General features: G+C 41.1%; 13 protein-coding genes. 4 read left to right on the forward strand and 9 right to left on the reverse strand.

What is annotated here, in order from left to right; all coding sequences use genetic code 11:
• The first annotated feature begins 118 nt into the window (after window positions 1–118).
• The gene (locus H6G76_RS03275) at window positions 119–697 is read left to right on the forward strand and encodes an Npun_F5749 family FMN-dependent PPOX-type flavoprotein (RefSeq protein ID WP_190695267.1); all 579 of its coding nucleotides are present in this window, start codon (window positions 119–121) and stop codon (window positions 695–697) included.
• 171 nt (window positions 698–868) lie between these two features.
• Here H6G76_RS03275 and cysE read toward each other — a convergent pair whose 3' ends face one another.
• The 7 genes from cysE to H6G76_RS03310 form a co-directional block, all read right to left on the reverse strand.
• A complete protein-coding gene (gene cysE, locus H6G76_RS03280; RefSeq protein ID WP_190695270.1) occupies window positions 869–1,633 on the reverse strand; it encodes a serine O-acetyltransferase in 765 nt (254 codons plus the stop codon).
• Between the two features lie 174 nt (window positions 1,634–1,807).
• On the reverse strand, window positions 1,808–2,299 hold the full coding sequence (locus tag H6G76_RS03285; RefSeq protein ID WP_190695273.1) for a hypothetical protein: 492 nt from the start codon (window positions 2,297–2,299) through the stop codon (window positions 1,808–1,810).
• A gap of 67 nt (window positions 2,300–2,366) precedes the next feature.
• Window positions 2,367–4,703, reverse strand: coding sequence for a single-stranded-DNA-specific exonuclease RecJ (gene recJ, locus H6G76_RS03290; RefSeq protein WP_190695590.1), 2,337 nt, complete (start codon window positions 4,701–4,703; stop codon window positions 2,367–2,369).
• 54 nt (window positions 4,704–4,757) lie between these two features.
• Entirely contained in the window at window positions 4,758–5,387 is a 630-nt protein-coding gene (locus tag H6G76_RS03295; RefSeq protein ID WP_190695276.1) for a GNAT family N-acetyltransferase, read from the reverse strand.
• Window positions 5,388–5,404: 17 nt separating this feature from the next.
• Entirely contained in the window at window positions 5,405–6,085 is a 681-nt protein-coding gene (locus H6G76_RS03300) for an SDR family oxidoreductase (protein ID WP_190695279.1), read from the reverse strand.
• A gap of 208 nt (window positions 6,086–6,293) precedes the next feature.
• A complete protein-coding gene (locus H6G76_RS03305; protein ID WP_190695282.1) occupies window positions 6,294–7,208 on the reverse strand; it encodes a tyrosinase family protein in 915 nt (304 codons plus the stop codon).
• Between the two features lie 59 nt (window positions 7,209–7,267).
• Window positions 7,268–7,675 carry a hypothetical protein gene (locus tag H6G76_RS03310; protein WP_190695285.1) on the reverse strand — a complete coding sequence of 136 codons (408 nt, stop codon included), beginning with the start codon at window positions 7,673–7,675 and terminating at the stop codon, window positions 7,268–7,270.
• Window positions 7,676–9,161: 1,486 nt separating this feature from the next.
• Between H6G76_RS03310 and H6G76_RS03315 the strand changes: the two genes are divergently transcribed.
• Both H6G76_RS03315 and H6G76_RS03320 read left to right on the forward strand, forming a co-directional pair.
• Window positions 9,162–10,964: a WD40 repeat domain-containing protein gene (locus H6G76_RS03315; protein ID WP_242056299.1), complete on the forward strand. Its 1,803-nt coding sequence runs from the start codon at window positions 9,162–9,164 to the stop codon at window positions 10,962–10,964.
• A 272-nt stretch (window positions 10,965–11,236) separates the two neighbouring features.
• A complete protein-coding gene (locus tag H6G76_RS03320; protein ID WP_190695287.1) occupies window positions 11,237–12,277 on the forward strand; it encodes a DUF2157 domain-containing protein in 1,041 nt (346 codons plus the stop codon).
• Window positions 12,278–12,465: 188 nt separating this feature from the next.
• On the opposite strand, the gene H6G76_RS03325 is transcribed toward H6G76_RS03320, so the two are convergent.
• Window positions 12,466–15,003, reverse strand: coding sequence for a calcium-binding protein (locus H6G76_RS03325; protein WP_190695291.1), 2,538 nt, complete (start codon window positions 15,001–15,003; stop codon window positions 12,466–12,468).
• 1,053 nt (window positions 15,004–16,056) lie between these two features.
• On the opposite strand from H6G76_RS03325, the gene speB reads away from it, so the two are divergent.
• The gene (speB, locus tag H6G76_RS03330) at window positions 16,057–17,094 is read left to right on the forward strand and encodes an agmatinase SpeB (protein ID WP_190695595.1); all 1,038 of its coding nucleotides are present in this window, start codon (window positions 16,057–16,059) and stop codon (window positions 17,092–17,094) included.
• A gap of 182 nt (window positions 17,095–17,276) precedes the next feature.
• Here the strand turns inward: speB and H6G76_RS03335 are convergent, their stop codons facing one another.
• Entirely contained in the window at window positions 17,277–17,549 is a 273-nt protein-coding gene (locus H6G76_RS03335; protein ID WP_190695294.1) for a hypothetical protein, read from the reverse strand.
• Between the last annotated feature and the right edge of the window lie 63 nt (window positions 17,550–17,612).

A 17,612-nucleotide genomic window follows, 5' to 3' on the forward strand; every position in this document is an offset into this window, starting at 1 on the left:
TCAAGTCTTGTTGGTTTTGAACAGATTACGACTATACGCCAAGTAGGTTGAGGATAAAAGATTGCAAAATTTTCCACTTTGCGCTAGGTCTGTAGCTGTACCAATTGCAACGCACACAATGTCTCTTGCTCCTTGGCGAGGTGCGATCGCTCGCGCTCTGCATCGCAACCGTAGTCTTGTATACGCTCGTTACCTACAATTGGCTACAGTCCGGGCAGATAATCGTCCTGCTAATCGAACTGTTGTCTTTCGTGACTTTCTCAAAGATACCAATCAGCTAAAATTTATCACTGATACGCGTAGCGATAAAATTGACCAAATAAAAACCCAACATTGGGCGGAAGCCTGCTGGTATTTCCCCAACTCGCGCGAACAGTTTCGTATTGCAGGCCGCTTGACTTTGGTAGATAGTGATAACGATGTACTACAATCAGCCCGCCTCACTACTTGGCAAGAATTAAGTGATGCGGCTAGGTTACAATTTGCTTGGCCTCATCCTGGTAAACCTAGGGACGCAGCACCAGAAGCTTTTACACCACCAGCACCCGACCCTTTGCAACCAGTATCAAACTTTTGCTTACTATTACTTGATCCCGTGCAGGTTGATCATTTAGAGTTGCGGGGCGAACCACAAAATAGAAGCATTTATCAGCTTGATGAAAATCAACAATGGTTTTGTGAGGAGGTTAATCCTTAAGAAGGGGCTAGGGAAGCAGAGGAGCAGGGGGGCAGGGGAGCTTTTTAGTTAACTCTAGAATTGACATAAACCACTATTGTAAGTTTTCTCTGCCAACTTCTGTGTATTGAAAAACACAGGACTTTTCCAGTGATACAAAAAATCATGTTTTAAAGCAAGGGGTTTAGGCGTTTAAATACCTGCACCATCAAGAAATTCTTGTATAGCTTTATCTCTGAGGCTACATAAAGGAGCTTCTTGTTTTGGTTCTGGTTCATTGTCAGCAAAAGCACCAACTAAAACAGGTGTTTTCGCAGCAGGTTGTCGGCTTTGTATAGTTTGAATTTGTTGTTCTAATGCTTCAATGCGATCGACTAAAGCGCGAATGACTTCGGCTTCTGAGTCAGGTAAGTTGTTGTGTTCAAGAGGCGCAACCCTGACTCCAGAACGATAGACAATCCGCCCAGGAATGCCCACAACAGTACAATCAGAAGGCACATCTCTGAGAACGACTGACCCCGCGCCAATGCGGACGTTATTACCAATGTGAATATTGCCCAGTACCTTTGCACCAGCACCGACTACAACATTTTCACCGACTGTAGGGTGACGTTTACCGCTTTGTTTACCAGTACCCCCTAAAGTCACACCTTGATAAATCAAAGCATAATCCCCAACGATCGCAGTTTCACCAATAACTACACCCATCCCGTGGTCAATAAATACGCCTTGCCCAATTGTTGCGCCTGGGTGAATTTCAATACCCGTCAAAAACCGCGATAGGTGGGAAATGAAACGGGGAATAAAAGGCAAACCAAGATGATGTAGCCAGTGCGCCAGCCGATGAAAAAGCAAGGCTTGCAAACCAGGGTAACAAACCAATACTTCTAACCAGTTACGGGCGGCTGGGTCACGTTCAAAGATAATGCGGAAATCAGCACGTAGTGTAGATAGCACGAAATAGTACCCTCGGAAAGCAAAACGAGTACCATACCATATTATCTTTTTCAGTGCTATTTAGATTTTCTTGCTTTATGTCTCAAGAAACAAGGCAGGAGGCAGGAGGGAAAAGGGTTTGAGTAGTTTGTTTCCTTCGTCGTGGGCTTGTGCGGTTGTTCGTAATTCACCCGTTTATTTCTTGTAAACTCTAATTAACGGTGTCAGCTTTGGTTGATTGGGATTAGTTAGGTCTAATTTATAAGCTGTGTTTAATATATCTTCTGTTTTCTTGCCTTTGACTGTAATTATAAAATTTGCTGTTTGAAGGTTCTCCCTTCCAACTTTTTCAATCACCTTGTCTTGAATAATCGACACATTTTTTAATCTTTCTGGTAGCCGTTTATTGGGCTTCCAGAGGCATAAAACATTTGTAGAGTTGGGAAATTTTAGTAGTTGGAGAGTGTATTTTTGATTATTAACTTTAAAATGAGACGACTGTAAGATTACAGCTTGATTTTGTGGTAGGATTTTGCGAAATACTTCTGGCGTTCTTTCATGACGGTTGCAGTTTCTATCGATAATTGGTTCTCCAGCAAATGCAGGCTTTAATAAGATTGATACACTTGCAGTGTAGAAACTGAAACTTGTTAAAGTAAAAGCAATAAATTTAGAGTAATTAAGCATAACTTTAATTATTAGTATTGCCATCAACGACGAAACGACAATTTAGGTTGTTCCTCAAACGTAATAACTAATAGTCATTAACCATAGCGACAACAGTAGATAAAGGTACTTCGGCAAAGTACTGTTGTTGAAATTGTTCTTCGCTGATGGTGGCTAAAAATTGGGCAATGGCTGTATCAGCATCAGTTTGAGAAACATTGCTGGTATTGCTGGTGATTTGTAAAGAACGGTCGTTTCTGATAACTATGAATCCACAATATTTTAAAGCTTTGATGCCTAAAAGTAAGGAGCGATCGCTTATCTTTAGTTTGTCTAAAAGTTGGCTGCGGGTAACTGGTTGGTTTGTGCGACTAAAATATTTAGCAATTCCTACAAGAGTGACCCAAATTTCTTGTGGTGGTTGGTGGATAGGTTTAGACCAAGCAAGGACTAATTGTTGATTATTATAGAGCGTTCTTTGCCACCAAGCACGCAAATTATCCCAACTAGTGGGGCATTCTTCTAAGATGAATGTGGGAGTGGGGAGTGGCGAGTAGGGAGTGGGTAAATGGCGATAATCTAAGATTTGTGCTGAGTGTTGTTTTTGGAGTTCTAATTCCTCACTAGGACGGACGGCAATTAATCGAATTTCGTAGCGTTTTTTGAAACTGTTGTAATCTAATTCTGCAATGCAGTCACATCGACCAGGAGGTAATTCATCTTTGTAATGACCCCACCACACACCAGGAAAAGGGCTTCTCGTTGATTCATCCCGAATATCAAATTCGGCTTTAATATACTGTACCTTTTTACCTTGCCAATCTTGTTGATTGCGATGCCAAGCATTTTCAAACCAACAGTTTTGAATGATTAATTTTGGTACAGGATTTCCCATACCACATGGTTCTAATAGTTTGAGTTCTAAAAATAATTCTTTGCCTAAATCTGCTACAGTTACTTTTAAATCTGCTTGGACTGTGGGCATTAAATTTGTACTACCCAAAGATTGCCGCAATTGCTGATTTATTGCCTGTGTAAATAAGGGTATATTTTCCACTGGTAAACTCAAACCAGCAGCAAAGGGATGCCCACCAAAGCGATGCAATAAATATGCTTGGTCTTTGACTAATTGGTATAAATCAACAGAATTAATAGAACGGGCGGAACCTCTGGCTAGGGGAGTTGGGAGTTGGGAGTTGGGAGTTGGGAGTGTTTCTAAGCCGCCATTCCCTTCTGTACTTAGTAGGATAGTCGGTCTGCCTGTTTCTTGGGCAACTTGTCCTGCGACTAGACCTAAAACACCTGCTGGCCACTGAGAATCTTCCAGAACGATGACGCTGGTGGTGGATAAGTCTAGTTGATTCAGCTTTTGGGCGACTTGGGTTTGTACATCTTTTTGTAAAGACTTGCGGCGGGTGTTGGCGAGTTCTGTTGCTTCTGCTAGTTCATTGCAACGTTTAGTATCCCGACTAGTTAACAATTCAACACAAAAACTTGCATCGCCTTGAATCCGGCTGACGGCGTTAATGCGTGGCCCTAAACCGAAAGAAATATCTGTGGGGCGATCGCCACTTTTTTGGCACAATTCTAATAATCGTCCTACCCCTGGCCTTCTTCTGGCTGATGCTGGTTGTTTAAAATCTGCTTGCAGTCGTTGAATTCCCAACTGTGCCAAATATCGACAATCACCTTTTAACTGCACTAAATCAGCAATTAACCCAACTGCAACTAAATCTAATAAATTCTCCAATGGGTCTTTGGGAATATGCGGCAGAGTTTGATAAAGTGCTTCTACTAATTTGTAGGCAACCGCTACCCCAGAAAGGTTAAATAAAGGATGTTCGCCCTGTAAATAGCGCGGATTAATAATTGCTGTAACTGGTGGGCGTTGGGCTGGTAATGTGTGATGATCTGTGACTATCACATCTATACCTAATTGTTTGGCATAAATAATTTCATCAATATTTGTGCTACCCGTGTCACAAGTAACTATTAATGTAAAGCCTTGTTTTGCTAAATTATCTATTCCTTGATTATTGAGTCCGTGAGATTCTCTGAGGCGGTTAGGAATGTAATAAGTTAACCCAACATTTTGCTGAAAAAACTGCCCTAAACCATCCCACAAAACAGCACTAGAAGTAATACCATCAGCATCAAAATCTCCCCAAATTGCCACTTTTTCACCAGCATTGCGCGCTTGTTGTAGTCTTTTTACTGCCAAGTGCATTTCTTCTCCAAATTCAAAAGGAGAAGCTGGTTGATAAGTTTGATAGTTAACAAAAGCGGCTAATTGTTGAGTATCTTTAATTCCCCGTTGCCATAATAATTGCGCTGCATAAATACCACTTGATGCAGGCGTATACTCTTTTACTGCTTGAATAAACCAATCTGGTGGTTGTTCAGTTGTTGCAAGAATCCATTGCATTTTGTCATTGGTCATTGGTCATTGGTTATTTGCTCACTCTCTAACCTCTAGCCCCTAATCTTCACTGATTTGCTGTTCACTTACTAAGGGATTTAACACTACTTCATTGATCACACCTTCAACTTTCCGAGCGCGAATTGCCGGACGCGATCGCCTATAACCTGCTCTTTCTGCTTTTTGGTGTTCGTAATCTATTAGTCTGCCATAATATGGGTGCTTGCTTAAATTCATCGACAAAAAAATATGCTGGCGGATATTACCAAAACCTTTGCGATTAAAAAATTTAACTGCTGGTACATTTGTGGGATCAGTATCTACTAACATAAATCTTGCCCCATCTTCAATCATCCGGGCAACAACTTTATCAACTAGTTTGTCAGCCACCCCTTGTCTTTGAAATTTGGGGCTAACACCTAGCCACACAATATAACCATAAGTCCAGGATGCTTTGGTAATAATAGTTCCTAAAATAAATCCTGCGATTTCTCCGTTAGTTTCAGCAACTAAGCAATATTCTGGGTCTGTGTTATAAAGTCCAATTACTTCCCATTCATCCCAAGTTCGATATAGATATGGATATAAATCGCTGGTAAATAATTCTTCTCCTAAATGGTAGACGGGAGCGATATCATCAATTCCTAATTCGCGGACATAAACTGCATCGCTGTCATCAAAGTTAGTCATATAGGAATCCGGTTTGATTACTCATCCAAACTAAATTCGGTAAATTCGGGTTTTCCAAACAGCATATTTTTATCTACTGCTGACAATATTTTATTATTGGTGCGAGTGTTATTTAAACAGCGACAAACTAAATGGGCGACATCTGCACGGTGGATGCTACCAATTATACGTGTATCTTCTGTTAACACACCGTTGTTTGTTGCTGGTTCTGATTTTAATCCACCAGGACGGATAATTGTGTAAATCAGCCCGCTAGTAATTAAATGTTGTTCGGCTTTGTCTTTTTCTAATAGAACTAATTGTAGCGCAGCCAATACTTGCGGAGACAATGCAGCAACACTATTACCAGTACCAATGGAAGTTACGAGAATAAACTTTTGTACCCCTGCTTTGACTGCGACATCTATCAGATTTTTATTTGCAGGATAATCGGGTCTTTCTGTATCTGTGGGTAACCCGCCAATAGTACTGATAACCGCGTCGATAGGTTCATCTGTCAGCATTGCTTTTTCGACATCACTGACATTCATCGCATCGCCTACAACTACATCAACACCTGAGGCTGTTAATTCCGCAGCAGTAGATTCACTCCTCAGGAGTGCTTTCACTTTCAGTTTTTGTGCTGTTAGACATTTGGCAATTTCTCTACCAACACCCCGACTTGCTCCTGCTAAAAAAATACTAGATGCACTTGTCATAATTAATTACTGAACTACTGGTTACTTTCGCTCCAGGGATTTTATCAGAATTTCATAGTTGTTGCAGTTCCCTGTACCCTATTCTCTTATACACAAGTATGTTCAGTAATTAAACCGGATTCCTATATCTTTTAGCAGTGATAGCAAAATTTACACTCTGCTATCACCTCTTTCTTAAAATGCTTTGTCCGCTATCAAAAGCTTTTAGCTAAACGTAAGTACAGCCGAGTTGACTAAGATTGAGAACGTCTACAGGTCTAGCTGTGAGGCTGGTGGTGGTTCCGTCCCAAGGATACATTAGGTCGTAAAGATTATGTCCTGAGGGGCCTCCACCAGTAGGTGCATATTGTTGAGCCGGGTTTTTGGCTTGCCATATTGCCCAAAGCCTGTCTACATTAGCATGGTGTATAAAGAAAACAGGATCATTTGGCGAAATATGGGGACTACTCATATCACCACCAATCCAAGCGTGTACTTGGTTGTGTAATTGTCGTTTACCAAAGACACCTTGTGCATTCAGATAGCCTTCTGTGCGATTCCGATAACTAGGGCTACTGCCTGCATTCCACGGAGCTTTATCGTAAGGAATTTCACCAAGTGATATATTTACATCTGTCTGAGTTGGTAAGGTAGGAGCAGAGGTAGACTGACCAAGCCGACGTTGTAAACCTCCTTTTGGGTTGCCATTCAGATTAATAGTTACCCATTGACCAGCAGCAAAAGGCCCCGTCTTGACTACGTTATTTGCCAGAGGATCACCAGTACCACCCATGAAATCAGCAGCCCAAATTGGTGAGTTCAAAGGATCGTTTGTATCTTGAGTCCAATCCCAATAAGGAATTGTTACACCTGGCACGACTTGTTGCAATTGTTTTTCAAATCTCAAAAGGTAATAACGATGCCAAGCAAGAAACGCAGGCCCGCCATGTGCAGTATTGCGTAATCCTCTACTATCACTGGGATCACTACGCTGAGTTGCGTTAATATGCCAAAGCACATATTCATCATAGATACTACGACCAGTAATAGGACTAATTTTGGTTTTTAGTCCTTTGATTGCCTGGATGAAGCATTGTTTTTCAAAACTAGTTAAATCTCTAACATTTTTACGAATATTTGTCATATTTTCCTAATGTTAATAACACGAATTCGTTGGCAGATTTAAGTGCTTATATTAATTTTTTAATCAAGAGTAGGATCTGTTTTTACTTCTTGATCAGGAAAAACTAAGTTTAAATCTATTATGGCTTTAGCAATATCTTCAGGCTTGTCAAAATCACAAAAGAAAAGAGGCGTTACATATTTTTTACTTTTCTTATGTCGAAGAATTTTAATTACTTTTTTATCAATAAGTAATTCTGTAGATGCATCAAATATATCGTCTATTAATCCTTCTTTCCAAAGCTGGAACTGGGATTTGGTGATGATCTTATATTTTCTGAGTTTATATAACTTATCTGGTATTTCCTGAGCTTGGGCTTTCCTAATGAAAAAATTGTTCATAAAAGGAAAACTGCTGGTCACTGCTGCTCCAGCAACTGTAAAGCTAATTAAACTGATAATTTGCCGACGAGAAAATCTAGAAAACATAATTTTTTTCCATTGGATTTAATTGAGTTTGAAGATAGTTTCTAGTTGAAACATTCTAAAGTCAAATTAATTTAAAAGGATAATATTGTAAATTATCCTAATAAGATTTTTATAATTTAATCCTTTTAGTAAATTTCTCTATAAAATATCTATAAAAATAAGATTGAGTTGGAATAATTCGGTATATTTATGCGTCCCCTATTTGCTATTTATTGTCCTACCCTAGCCTGTGGCAAACCGCTACGTGTCTACGGGAACGCTTTCAGATCGCTAATGTCAGTCGCTCAGAAGCTATTATGTTGTTGGCGTAGCGTCTCCGCTGGGAAGAATATCGCTGCGCTAACCTCGCGGCAAACTTGTCCACTGCATTGGAAGGGTTTCCCTGTTTATAGTTGCACTCTGCGCCGTTTCTTGCAGAGTAGTAAGTACTGTCCAAGAAGGAGGCTGACATTCTCTGTTGCCTGTTCCTTCCCTACACAAGTGTGTTCAGTCATCAAACCGGATTCATATATGTAGTAATTTTGCTTCACATTGATACTCTCTTCAGCATCTGCTCAACTAATGATCAACCTAGGAGAGTAAATTTTTGCATTTATATTAATAGACACATAAAGATTTCCCTAACGAGCTGATGATATATACCAGCGAAGGTAAATCATACAGCATAAGGGATAACAGCACTGATAGCAATTTACACAAACAATTTTCCCTGGTAAACTTATGATACATACCATTGGCGGTAAATCATACAGTATGGGGATAACGGTACTAGCAACAATTTATACTGATTTTCAGGTAAATCACAGAGATTGAAGATTTATTTGAAACACAGGCTTATGTTGATTTAGAAAAATTTAAAATCAAAATTTAAGCTGCACTATTGAAATTGTGAATAAATGACTTAAACCCTCTCCTCTGCCCCTCTGCTCACGGCAGTCGCTACAACGGGGAGAACCCCCGCAACGCGCTGCCTTTCCTGCACAAGAGCGGTCTAAACTGCTCTCTTAGGTGCTTAACAGCTTATCATTTTTGGTGGGATAACTTTTAGAGCGTAGGTTCTAAAAATTAGCAAAAATAGTTAACATTAGCCTTAATTTGAGCAATCTTGCTAATAAACTGCAAGCTTCTCTTAAATCATACTCTTGTTTACAAATATTACTGTTTCTGGAGCAACAGTATCTCCGACTCTAGTTTAGTTAGAATTGTTTAACATCATTTAATTCTAAATACCTCATACCAATTGTAGATTTGAAATTTTAGGTTAAAAGTCTAGCCTAAAGAATACTTCACAATCTCACGACAGGCTTATGTTAGTCTCGTTTGGTATCAATTAGTTGCAAGCAGAATTTTGTGTGATGTTCACGGGTATACAATTCACAAACGTAAATTTACAAATGTGTTCTGTTAGACTGCGAAGATCACCGAATTTCTAATTTACTAGAGGTTATAAACTTGAGTAATTACGTTGGTATAGCTTACCGTAGGTATGCAACATTGTGCCGCAGAAATGCAGATGGATTGGATTAGCTTACTAAAAGCGCAGCAAGCTGATTTCCTTCAACGTGTTAAAAAACCTAAAACTTACGACTTATCTTTGCTAGACAGTCAAGTTAAAGGTTGCCACAGCGAAATTATGGCATTTTGGGGTGAACCATTGGCAAAAATCCGCGAATTTTCGCGCCAAAAAGCCGAAGTTCTTGCCAAAAATCCGCCACCCATGCCGCCAGAATATCCCGAACCGCCAGACTGGGTGATTCCATTTCCCAAACACTTCCAACAGCAAGCAGAAGATTACCTTTTGCGAGAGCAAATTGTTGAGCAAGTGATGGTTGAACGTTTGGGTAAATTGGTGAAAAAATTGCCCCAAGACACCATACAAAATATGGTTTTAGATGATGAGGGCAATTTACGTGGTGAGAGTAAATTTACATACTTACTAACAGATAACCCAAAGTTAAGTATTCAAGTTTATGCAGCAGATGGAGAAAGTTTTAATGGTATAAAGAAAGATAAAATTAAGTGGTCAGTTACCCAAGATGATTTACGTAACCACCAAGTATTAATATTTTTGTGTCTATTTTATCCATCTAATGGTAAATTGGGTTACGAAAAACACGCGGTAATTGCTGGTTTTTTACCTAGTAATCAAGTCGAATTTAGTGAAACAAAATCTTATGTAACTCCCAGTAACTTGTTATATGCGGGAGGTTTAAGTTGGTATTTAGATTTCCTAACTGCTAAAAAGAATCCTAAAAAGGATACATTGCCAGCAGTTGAAGAACAAGCGATCGCGGAAATTATTCAAATAGTCTCATCAGACCATCCCCGAAAGGAAATTATTGGTGATTGGGAATGTTGGCAGACATTAAAAGGACACACTAAAGGTATTTATTGCCTAAGTTTTGCTTCGCGTTGCCATAATGGTTACATTACACCAATTTTGGCTAGTGGCAGTCGTGGTGAAACCAAACTTTGGGATTTAAGCAAAGGCGAATTAATTGATACTTTATCCGAGTATCCTTGGATAGTTTCTGGTTTAGTAGATGATGTCAATTCTATCGCCTTTAGTCCTGATGGGCATACTTTAGTCAGTGTTGGCGCAGACTCGAAAGTTAAAATTTGGCACGTAGGCGCATTAGAACTGCTCGATATTTTACACAAGCATAATGGTGCAGTGCGGTGTGTTGCCTTCACCCCTGACGGTCGTATGGTAGCCACTGGTGGGGATGATAGAAAAGTGTTGTTTTGGGATTTGATGGAACGTCAGGTAGCGATCGCGCTATCGTTAGATGATACAGCTGCCCATTGCCTAGCTTTAAGTCGAGACGGTAAAACTCTCGTAACTGGTAGTTACCGCAAAATCAAAGTTTGGCACACAGAACAATTCAGCGAATGTAAAACCCTCCAAGAAATAGAACCACTACACAGCTTGACTGGACATTCTCACATTGTGCGTTCCTTAACAATTAGTGATGATGGGCAATGGCTAATTAGTGGTAGCTGGGATCATACAATTAAAATTTGGCACTTAGAGACAGGAAAATTAGTTCGCACCTTTAAAGGCCATACTGATAGAGTATATGCGATCGCTCTTAGTCCAGACGAGCAAATCATCGCCAGTGGTAGTGCTGATAAAACTATCAAGTTGTGGCATTTAAATACAGGAGAATTGCTAGGCACATTTACAGGTCATAGCAATATAGTTACAGCCTTAGCCTTTACAACTTCGGGCGATATGTTGGTCAGTGCCAGCTTAGATAAAACCATTAAAATTTGGCAGCGTAGTTAATATATTAGGAGGCAGGAGGTAAAACATGACTATTTCTGGCATTTACAGCATTTTTCATCTGGATGAGATCCATTTTTCTAGTCTCTAGTCTCTAGCCTCTCTCCCTTTGAAATGTGTACTGCACAAAACTGAGAAACGCTATACTCTCTCAAAATGTCCTAATTTATGTGACTACAGCCATAAGTGCAATATATTTTTAAGCCAAAACGCAAAATCTCGACTATTTCCTCAAGTCAAGTCATGATTGAGTCGAGCTAGTCGAGATAAATGGTATGAAAATTTACCCTGAAGATTTAGACTGGGCGGTTTCCCAAGGCTTAATTACCGCAGAACAAGCCAGCGCGTTATGGAATGCACTATCTGAGCGTAACAGCGATCGCCCGCAATTTAATTTTGTCAATGTTAGTTTTTACTTTGGGGCCTTAATAGTCATCTCAGCCATGACTTGGTTCATGACATTAGCCTGGGAATCAGTTGGTGGTGGTGGGATTTTTTGGTTAGCCATTATTTATGCCTTCTGCTTTGTACTTGCAGGTAGCAATCTTTGGCAGCAACGAGACATGAAAATTCCAGGAGGGTTGCTATTTACAATTGCAGTTTCGTTAACCCCTTTGGCAATTTACGGGCTGCAACGCGCTACAGGATTTTGGACTCAAGGCGATCCTGGTACATATCGAGATTTTTATATCTGGATTAAAGGCAGTTGGTTTTTGATGGAATTGGGAACTATCATTACAGGTTTAATTGCCCTGATGTTTGTGCGTTTTCCCTTTTTAACTGCTCCCATCGCCTTTTCGCTATACTTCATGTCGATGGATATCACACCATTATTGTTTGGTGAAAAAACGTACAATTGGCAACTAAGACTATTAGTTTCCTTGTGGTTTGGAATCGCTTGTATTGTCGTCGCTTATTTAGTAGATATCCGCATTCGTAGACGCAATGGCGATTTTGCTTTTTGGTTATATCTGTTTGGGTTACTCGCCTTTTGGTTTGGTCTAACTTTAATGGGAGACAGCAATGAATTCCAAAAATTTATCTATTGTTTAATTAATGTAGGGTTAATCTTACTATCGGTATTGTTAAAACGCAAAGTTTTTATTGTTTTTGGCGCGTTGGGAGTTTTTGCTTATCTAGGACACCTTGCTTACAGCATCTTCCAGAATGCAATTTTATTTCCGATCGCGCTCACAGTTTTGGGAATATTCATTATTTATTTAGGAACTGTATATCAACGCAACAGTACTAATATTGAGCTTTTCTTAGAACGTTTATTACCAGATACTGTGAAACGCCTCTTACCCAGAGAGTAAGGTTGTCAAAAAGAAGGGTGTAGGGTGTAGGGAAAATCAGTAGGGGCTTCCCTTTGTGAAGGGAGTAGATTGTGTATCCCAACGACATGATTTTCCTTTTCTCCCTAACCCCACTCAGCCACCCCCTACACCCTAATTTTGGTCATTAGTGATATTGTGTTCGGCTGATCGTCCTATTAACTGTGTCTTTAGACTACAGTGACTCCTAGCGTATAAGAACCAGGATTAAAAGAGCCAGCAGAGAAAGTCCCGCCATTTTGAGGGAAGTAATCATAATCACTTACTGAAATGGAGTAAGTACCTGCTCCTAGTGAAGCGGTGATTGATGTATTGCCAGAACTCAGTAGGTTCCCGGCACTATTAAATATGCCGAGAACGGGATAGATATTGCTATAACTGCCTGTGTTGATAGTTACAGTTCCTGAATTGGCTAAAGAAAATGTGAAAAAGTCGAAATCAGGATTGTTCCCTGGAAGTGTTGCCAGTTGAGCAGAGGTATTAACTTCTGAACCTGATGTTAAAGTACCTAGCTTCTCAGCAGTGGCTAATGTGTTATTTGTCCCTTGTCGAGCATTTTCTTTTTCGTAGAACAGGAAGTCGTCACTATCAAGCCTCAGAGACGAAGCTTGCACAACACCAATTAGTTCATCTAGCTCTCCCCCTGAGTTGTCCAGAAATACCCTTGTATCGGCTCCAACCGTCTGCAAGCGATAGTCTCCCAGTGTTCCTTTGAGCTGGATTGTATCCTCGTTGGAATTGAAGCCACTGATAGTAGCGTAGTCTGTCAAACCACTAGTTGCACTGTTGTTATCGTCATAGAAGACATTAGTAGCGTCTCCAAGTAAGAACTGATCTTCTCCAGGCCCCCCAGTTAGGATATCAATCTCCCCTAATCCAGGAGAACCAGAACCTTGAGTATCAACGCCTATGAGAACATCGTTTCCAGGCCCGCCAAGGAGAGTGTCATTGCCGACCCCGCCATTGAGGGTATCATCGCCTTCCCCTCCTTCAACTCGGTCATTGCCAGCCCCGCCAAACAGGCTGTCATTCCCATTTTCACCGAATACGAGGTCATTACCTTCCTGACCATCAAGAAAGTCATTGTTACCCCCACCAAGCAAGGTGTCATTGCCGCCTCTGCCAAAGAGGGTATCACGGCCGACTCCTCCAATCAGGGAGTCGTTAAAACTAGAACCAAAGACTTGCTCGATATTGAACAGGACATCATTCCCGGCTCCTCCACTGGCAGTTCCAGTGCTAAGGTCAACGGTAACTCCGGCAGTGGCATTTGAATAATCAGCAGTATCAGTGCCAGTCCCACCAAAGAGTTGATCATCCCCGCTTCCGCCTTCAAGTATGTCATTCTCACTGCCACCAAGCAGGGTGTCATTGCCAGCCCCACCAAGTAGGGTGTCATTGCCTTCTCTACTGATGAGAGTATCACTCCCGTCCCCACCATCAAGAAAGTCATTGCCAGCCCCACCAAGCAGGGTGTCGATGCCACTGCCGCCTAGCAGGGAGTCATTGCCGTTATCGCCATTTATAAAGTCGTCGTTAGCCCCGCCAAGAATGGTGTCATTGCCGTTATCGCCAAAGAGCCGGTCATTGCCAGCACCACCATTAACAGAGTCATTACCATCCCCACCACTGAGGAAGAAGTCACTGCCAGCCCCGCCCAAGATGGTGTCATTGAACCTAGAACCAACGATTCTTTCAATGCCTAACAGGACATCATTCCTACCTTCTCCAGTAGCGGTTCCAGTGCCAATGTTGATCGTAACTCCGGCAGTAGCACTGAAATAATCAGCAGTATCAACGCCAGCTCCACCTTCGAGTCGGTTATTGCCAGTCCCACCACGCAAGGTGTCATTGCCAGCCCCACCACTGATAATATCGTTGCCTTCCTCGCCATCAAGCAGGTCATTGCCAACTCCACCATCGAGGGTGTCATTGCCACCTCTACCAAAGAGGGTGTCATTACCGCGCCCGCCAGTTAGGGAGTCGTTGAAACCAGAACCAAAGACTTGTTCGATATTAAACAGGACATCATTGCCAGCCCCTCCACTGACTTTTCCAGTTGCTAGGTTGACGGTGACACCGGCAGTGGTATTTGAATAGTCAGCAGTATCAATGCCAGTCCCACCAAAGATTTGGTCATCTCCGTCTCCGCCTTCGAGTAGGTCATCGCCAGCCCCACCAAGCAGGGTGTCGTCACCAGCCTGACCAATCAAGCTGTCATTGCCATTCTCGCCATCGATCTGGTCATTGCCAGCCCCGCCATTGAGGGTGTCAAACCCTTCTCCGCCAAAGAGTTGGTCGTCACCGTCTTCTCCTGAGAGTCGGTCACTTCCTTCATTGCCTTCGAGAAGGTCATTATTGGCTCCACCAAGAAGAGTATCACTACCGTACCCACCAAGCAGGGTGTCGTCACCGCCCCTGCCAAGGAGTTGATCGTCATCGTACCCGCCATCAAGTTGGTCATCGCCGAACCCACCAAGCAAGGTATCATCGCCGAACCCACCAAGCAGGGTGTCTTCGCCGTCTTCACCATTGAGAAGGTCATTGCCGTCCTCGCCCTCAAGCGAGTCATTGCCTGTGCCACCCAAGATGTCATCATTGCCGCCCCGACCAAAGAGATTATCATCACCGCCCTGACCAAGGATAGCGTCATTCTCAAAGGTACCAATTAGAGTGTTATTCCTGTTGTCTCCAATAAGGTCTGCCATATCATTCCCCTCGGTTATAAGTTTGGTTCAGAGATATTCGCTGGCAGAGGTGTCCTCTATGAGTAGCCCTGCCAGTAGAAGAAACCTTAGATAAGTGGTTTAAATAAATACAGCATCTACTCAGACTGGTTCCTTAGTCTAGGCACTGACTAAACAACAGACTCATACCATTTTGGATTTTAGATTTTGCGAAAAGTTGAGACACTGCGTTGCGCGGGTTTCCCGCGTTGTTCGCGTAGCGTCTCCAATTAGGAGAAGCAAGTGGCTCGACTTGAGCAAACTTTTCAAGACGGATTTTGGATTGTAAAACATTTGTTGTATGACCGTTTGAGCTATCCATCTGTCGCAATCATTTTTCAAATTGGTATCAGTTGTAGGCTCACCTTTCTAAGTAGGTAGACATTTTTAAATAAACACACCTATCTAAAGAGATTCAAACTTACTTCCACTTCGCTATGTTATTATTTCGGAAATATTGTTAAAACTTTACATAAAAGAACTACTATCTACTAGCAAAAAAAGAATATAACAGTTATACGGTCAACATCTGCTACTCAGTAATCACTGAATTTTACACGCAGTATATGCAACAAAAAATTCAAAATTTTTTAATCATTAGGTTATGCTGAACTTAAAATTTGGCAAAACAAAGATTAAGAGTTACTAACACAAAATTATTTAAATAATTAGCTAAATAGGTAATTTTAAACCCTACCATTGCCAAAATAAGAATATGAAGAGGTATGGCGTTTAGTAGTAAAGTTATGCATCTAAATATTGACAAAGTAGTACATATAAACCAATACGGTTCAGTTAGTGCCACAAACCTTAAACTACTTAGGTTGGGTTGAGGAACGAAACCCAAAATTCAGGATGTTTTGTTGGGTTACACTTCGTTCCACCCAACCTACAGTTATGTTTAACTAAACTGTATTGACATATAAACTATAAATTAAGCAAGGGAGCGATCGCACTTTGGTAAGAGTAAGTAATTAAGCTTTGATGGTAAAGTCCAATGAGAAAGAAGTCCAACAGGCAGTAGCAGATACATCTATGATGAACCAACTCCAAGAGTACAACCCTAGCGGTGTAGGTGAGATTAATGGCAACCTCTTTGGCTTGCCGTTTGATTATGAGTCGGCAAACTTAATTGTGTTTGCTGTACCTTGGGAAGTTACTGTTTCTTACGGTGCAGGTACAGCTAACGGGCCGCAAAGGATTCTTGATGCTTCTATTCAATTAGATTTATTTGATTTTGATAACCCCGATGGTTGGAAACAAGGAATTTTCTTAGTAGAAATTCCGCAAGATATTTTAGATAAAAATAATTACTATCGCACTTTAGCAGCACAAATTATTGAAAGGCAGGCACAAGGTAAAGCCTTAACAGATGCGCCAGATTTAACACCTGTCCTGAATGAAATTAATCAAGCTTCTCAACAAGTAAATCAATGGTTATTTACACAATCTCAAGAAGCCATAAATAAAGGTAAGCGAGTTGCCGTTATTGGTGGCGACCATAGTTCACCATTAGGTTATTTGCAAGCATTAGCAACTAAATATAATAATTACGGCATTTTACATTTTGATGCCCACGCAGATTTACGCGTTGCCTATGAGGAATTTGAATTTTCCCACGCATCTATTATGTATAATGCCTTAAAACTACCGCAAATCTCGAAGTTAGTGCAGGTAGGGTTACGCGACATTAGCCATGATGAAGTGCAAATGATTAATGAATCTCATGGTCGCATTGTCGCTTATTACGACCCAGCGATTAAGCAAAAGCTATATTCTGGAACTACCTGGATTGATATCTGCCGGGAAATAGTTAATCATTTACCAGAAAACGTTTATATTAGCTTTGATACCGATGGTTTAGATCCGAAACTCTGCCCAAATACAGGTACACCTGTTGCTGGAGGGCTGGAATTAGAACAAGCTTATTGTTTGGTGCGGGAATTAGTGAATAGTGGCAGAAAAATTATTGGCTTTGATTTGTGTGAAGTTGGTGATGCGGAGTGGGATGGTAATGTTGGGGCGCGAATTGTTTACAAACTAGCGAATTTCATGGATTTATCTCAAAGATAATCACAGGCGATCGCATTCTGCCATAAACCCCAGGGCGAACGCAGAGGATGTCTGAAACCCTTACTAGGTCAGGATATTGACGAAAAAAGAGGATAAATCATAAAACGCGGAAACCCTTGTTATTAAAGGATTCTTATACTTTAGATGCGTTTGCCCTGCCATAAACCCACAGCTAAAACAAACTAAGGTAATTTGGGTTGATAGCACAAAGATAATTTTAACCCTGAGCAGTAGCAACTCTCAGCCATAATTTGATGTGTTTGGTCAGCTATCCAATCATAAATTTGGGCAGCTTTTGCTAATGCCGCCTGTTCAGAACGATAAAGTCGAGGACTGGGACAAACAACTGCGCCATTGATGTGTACGGCAGCAATTTGCCAATAATCGCTGCCTTCACCCTCCGGTATAATTTCTAGAAATCCGCTATTATAAGGCTCAATTCTTCCGATGTTCATGTGCTAGACCGAACTCTAAACCTATACTACATCTGATGATGTGTAGTCTTAGCCCGCCGCAGG

The sequence above is a fragment of the Nostoc sp. FACHB-152 genome, assembly GCF_014697475.1.
In the GTDB taxonomy this organism is placed as follows: Bacteria; Cyanobacteriota; Cyanobacteriia; order Cyanobacteriales; family Nostocaceae; genus Nostoc_B.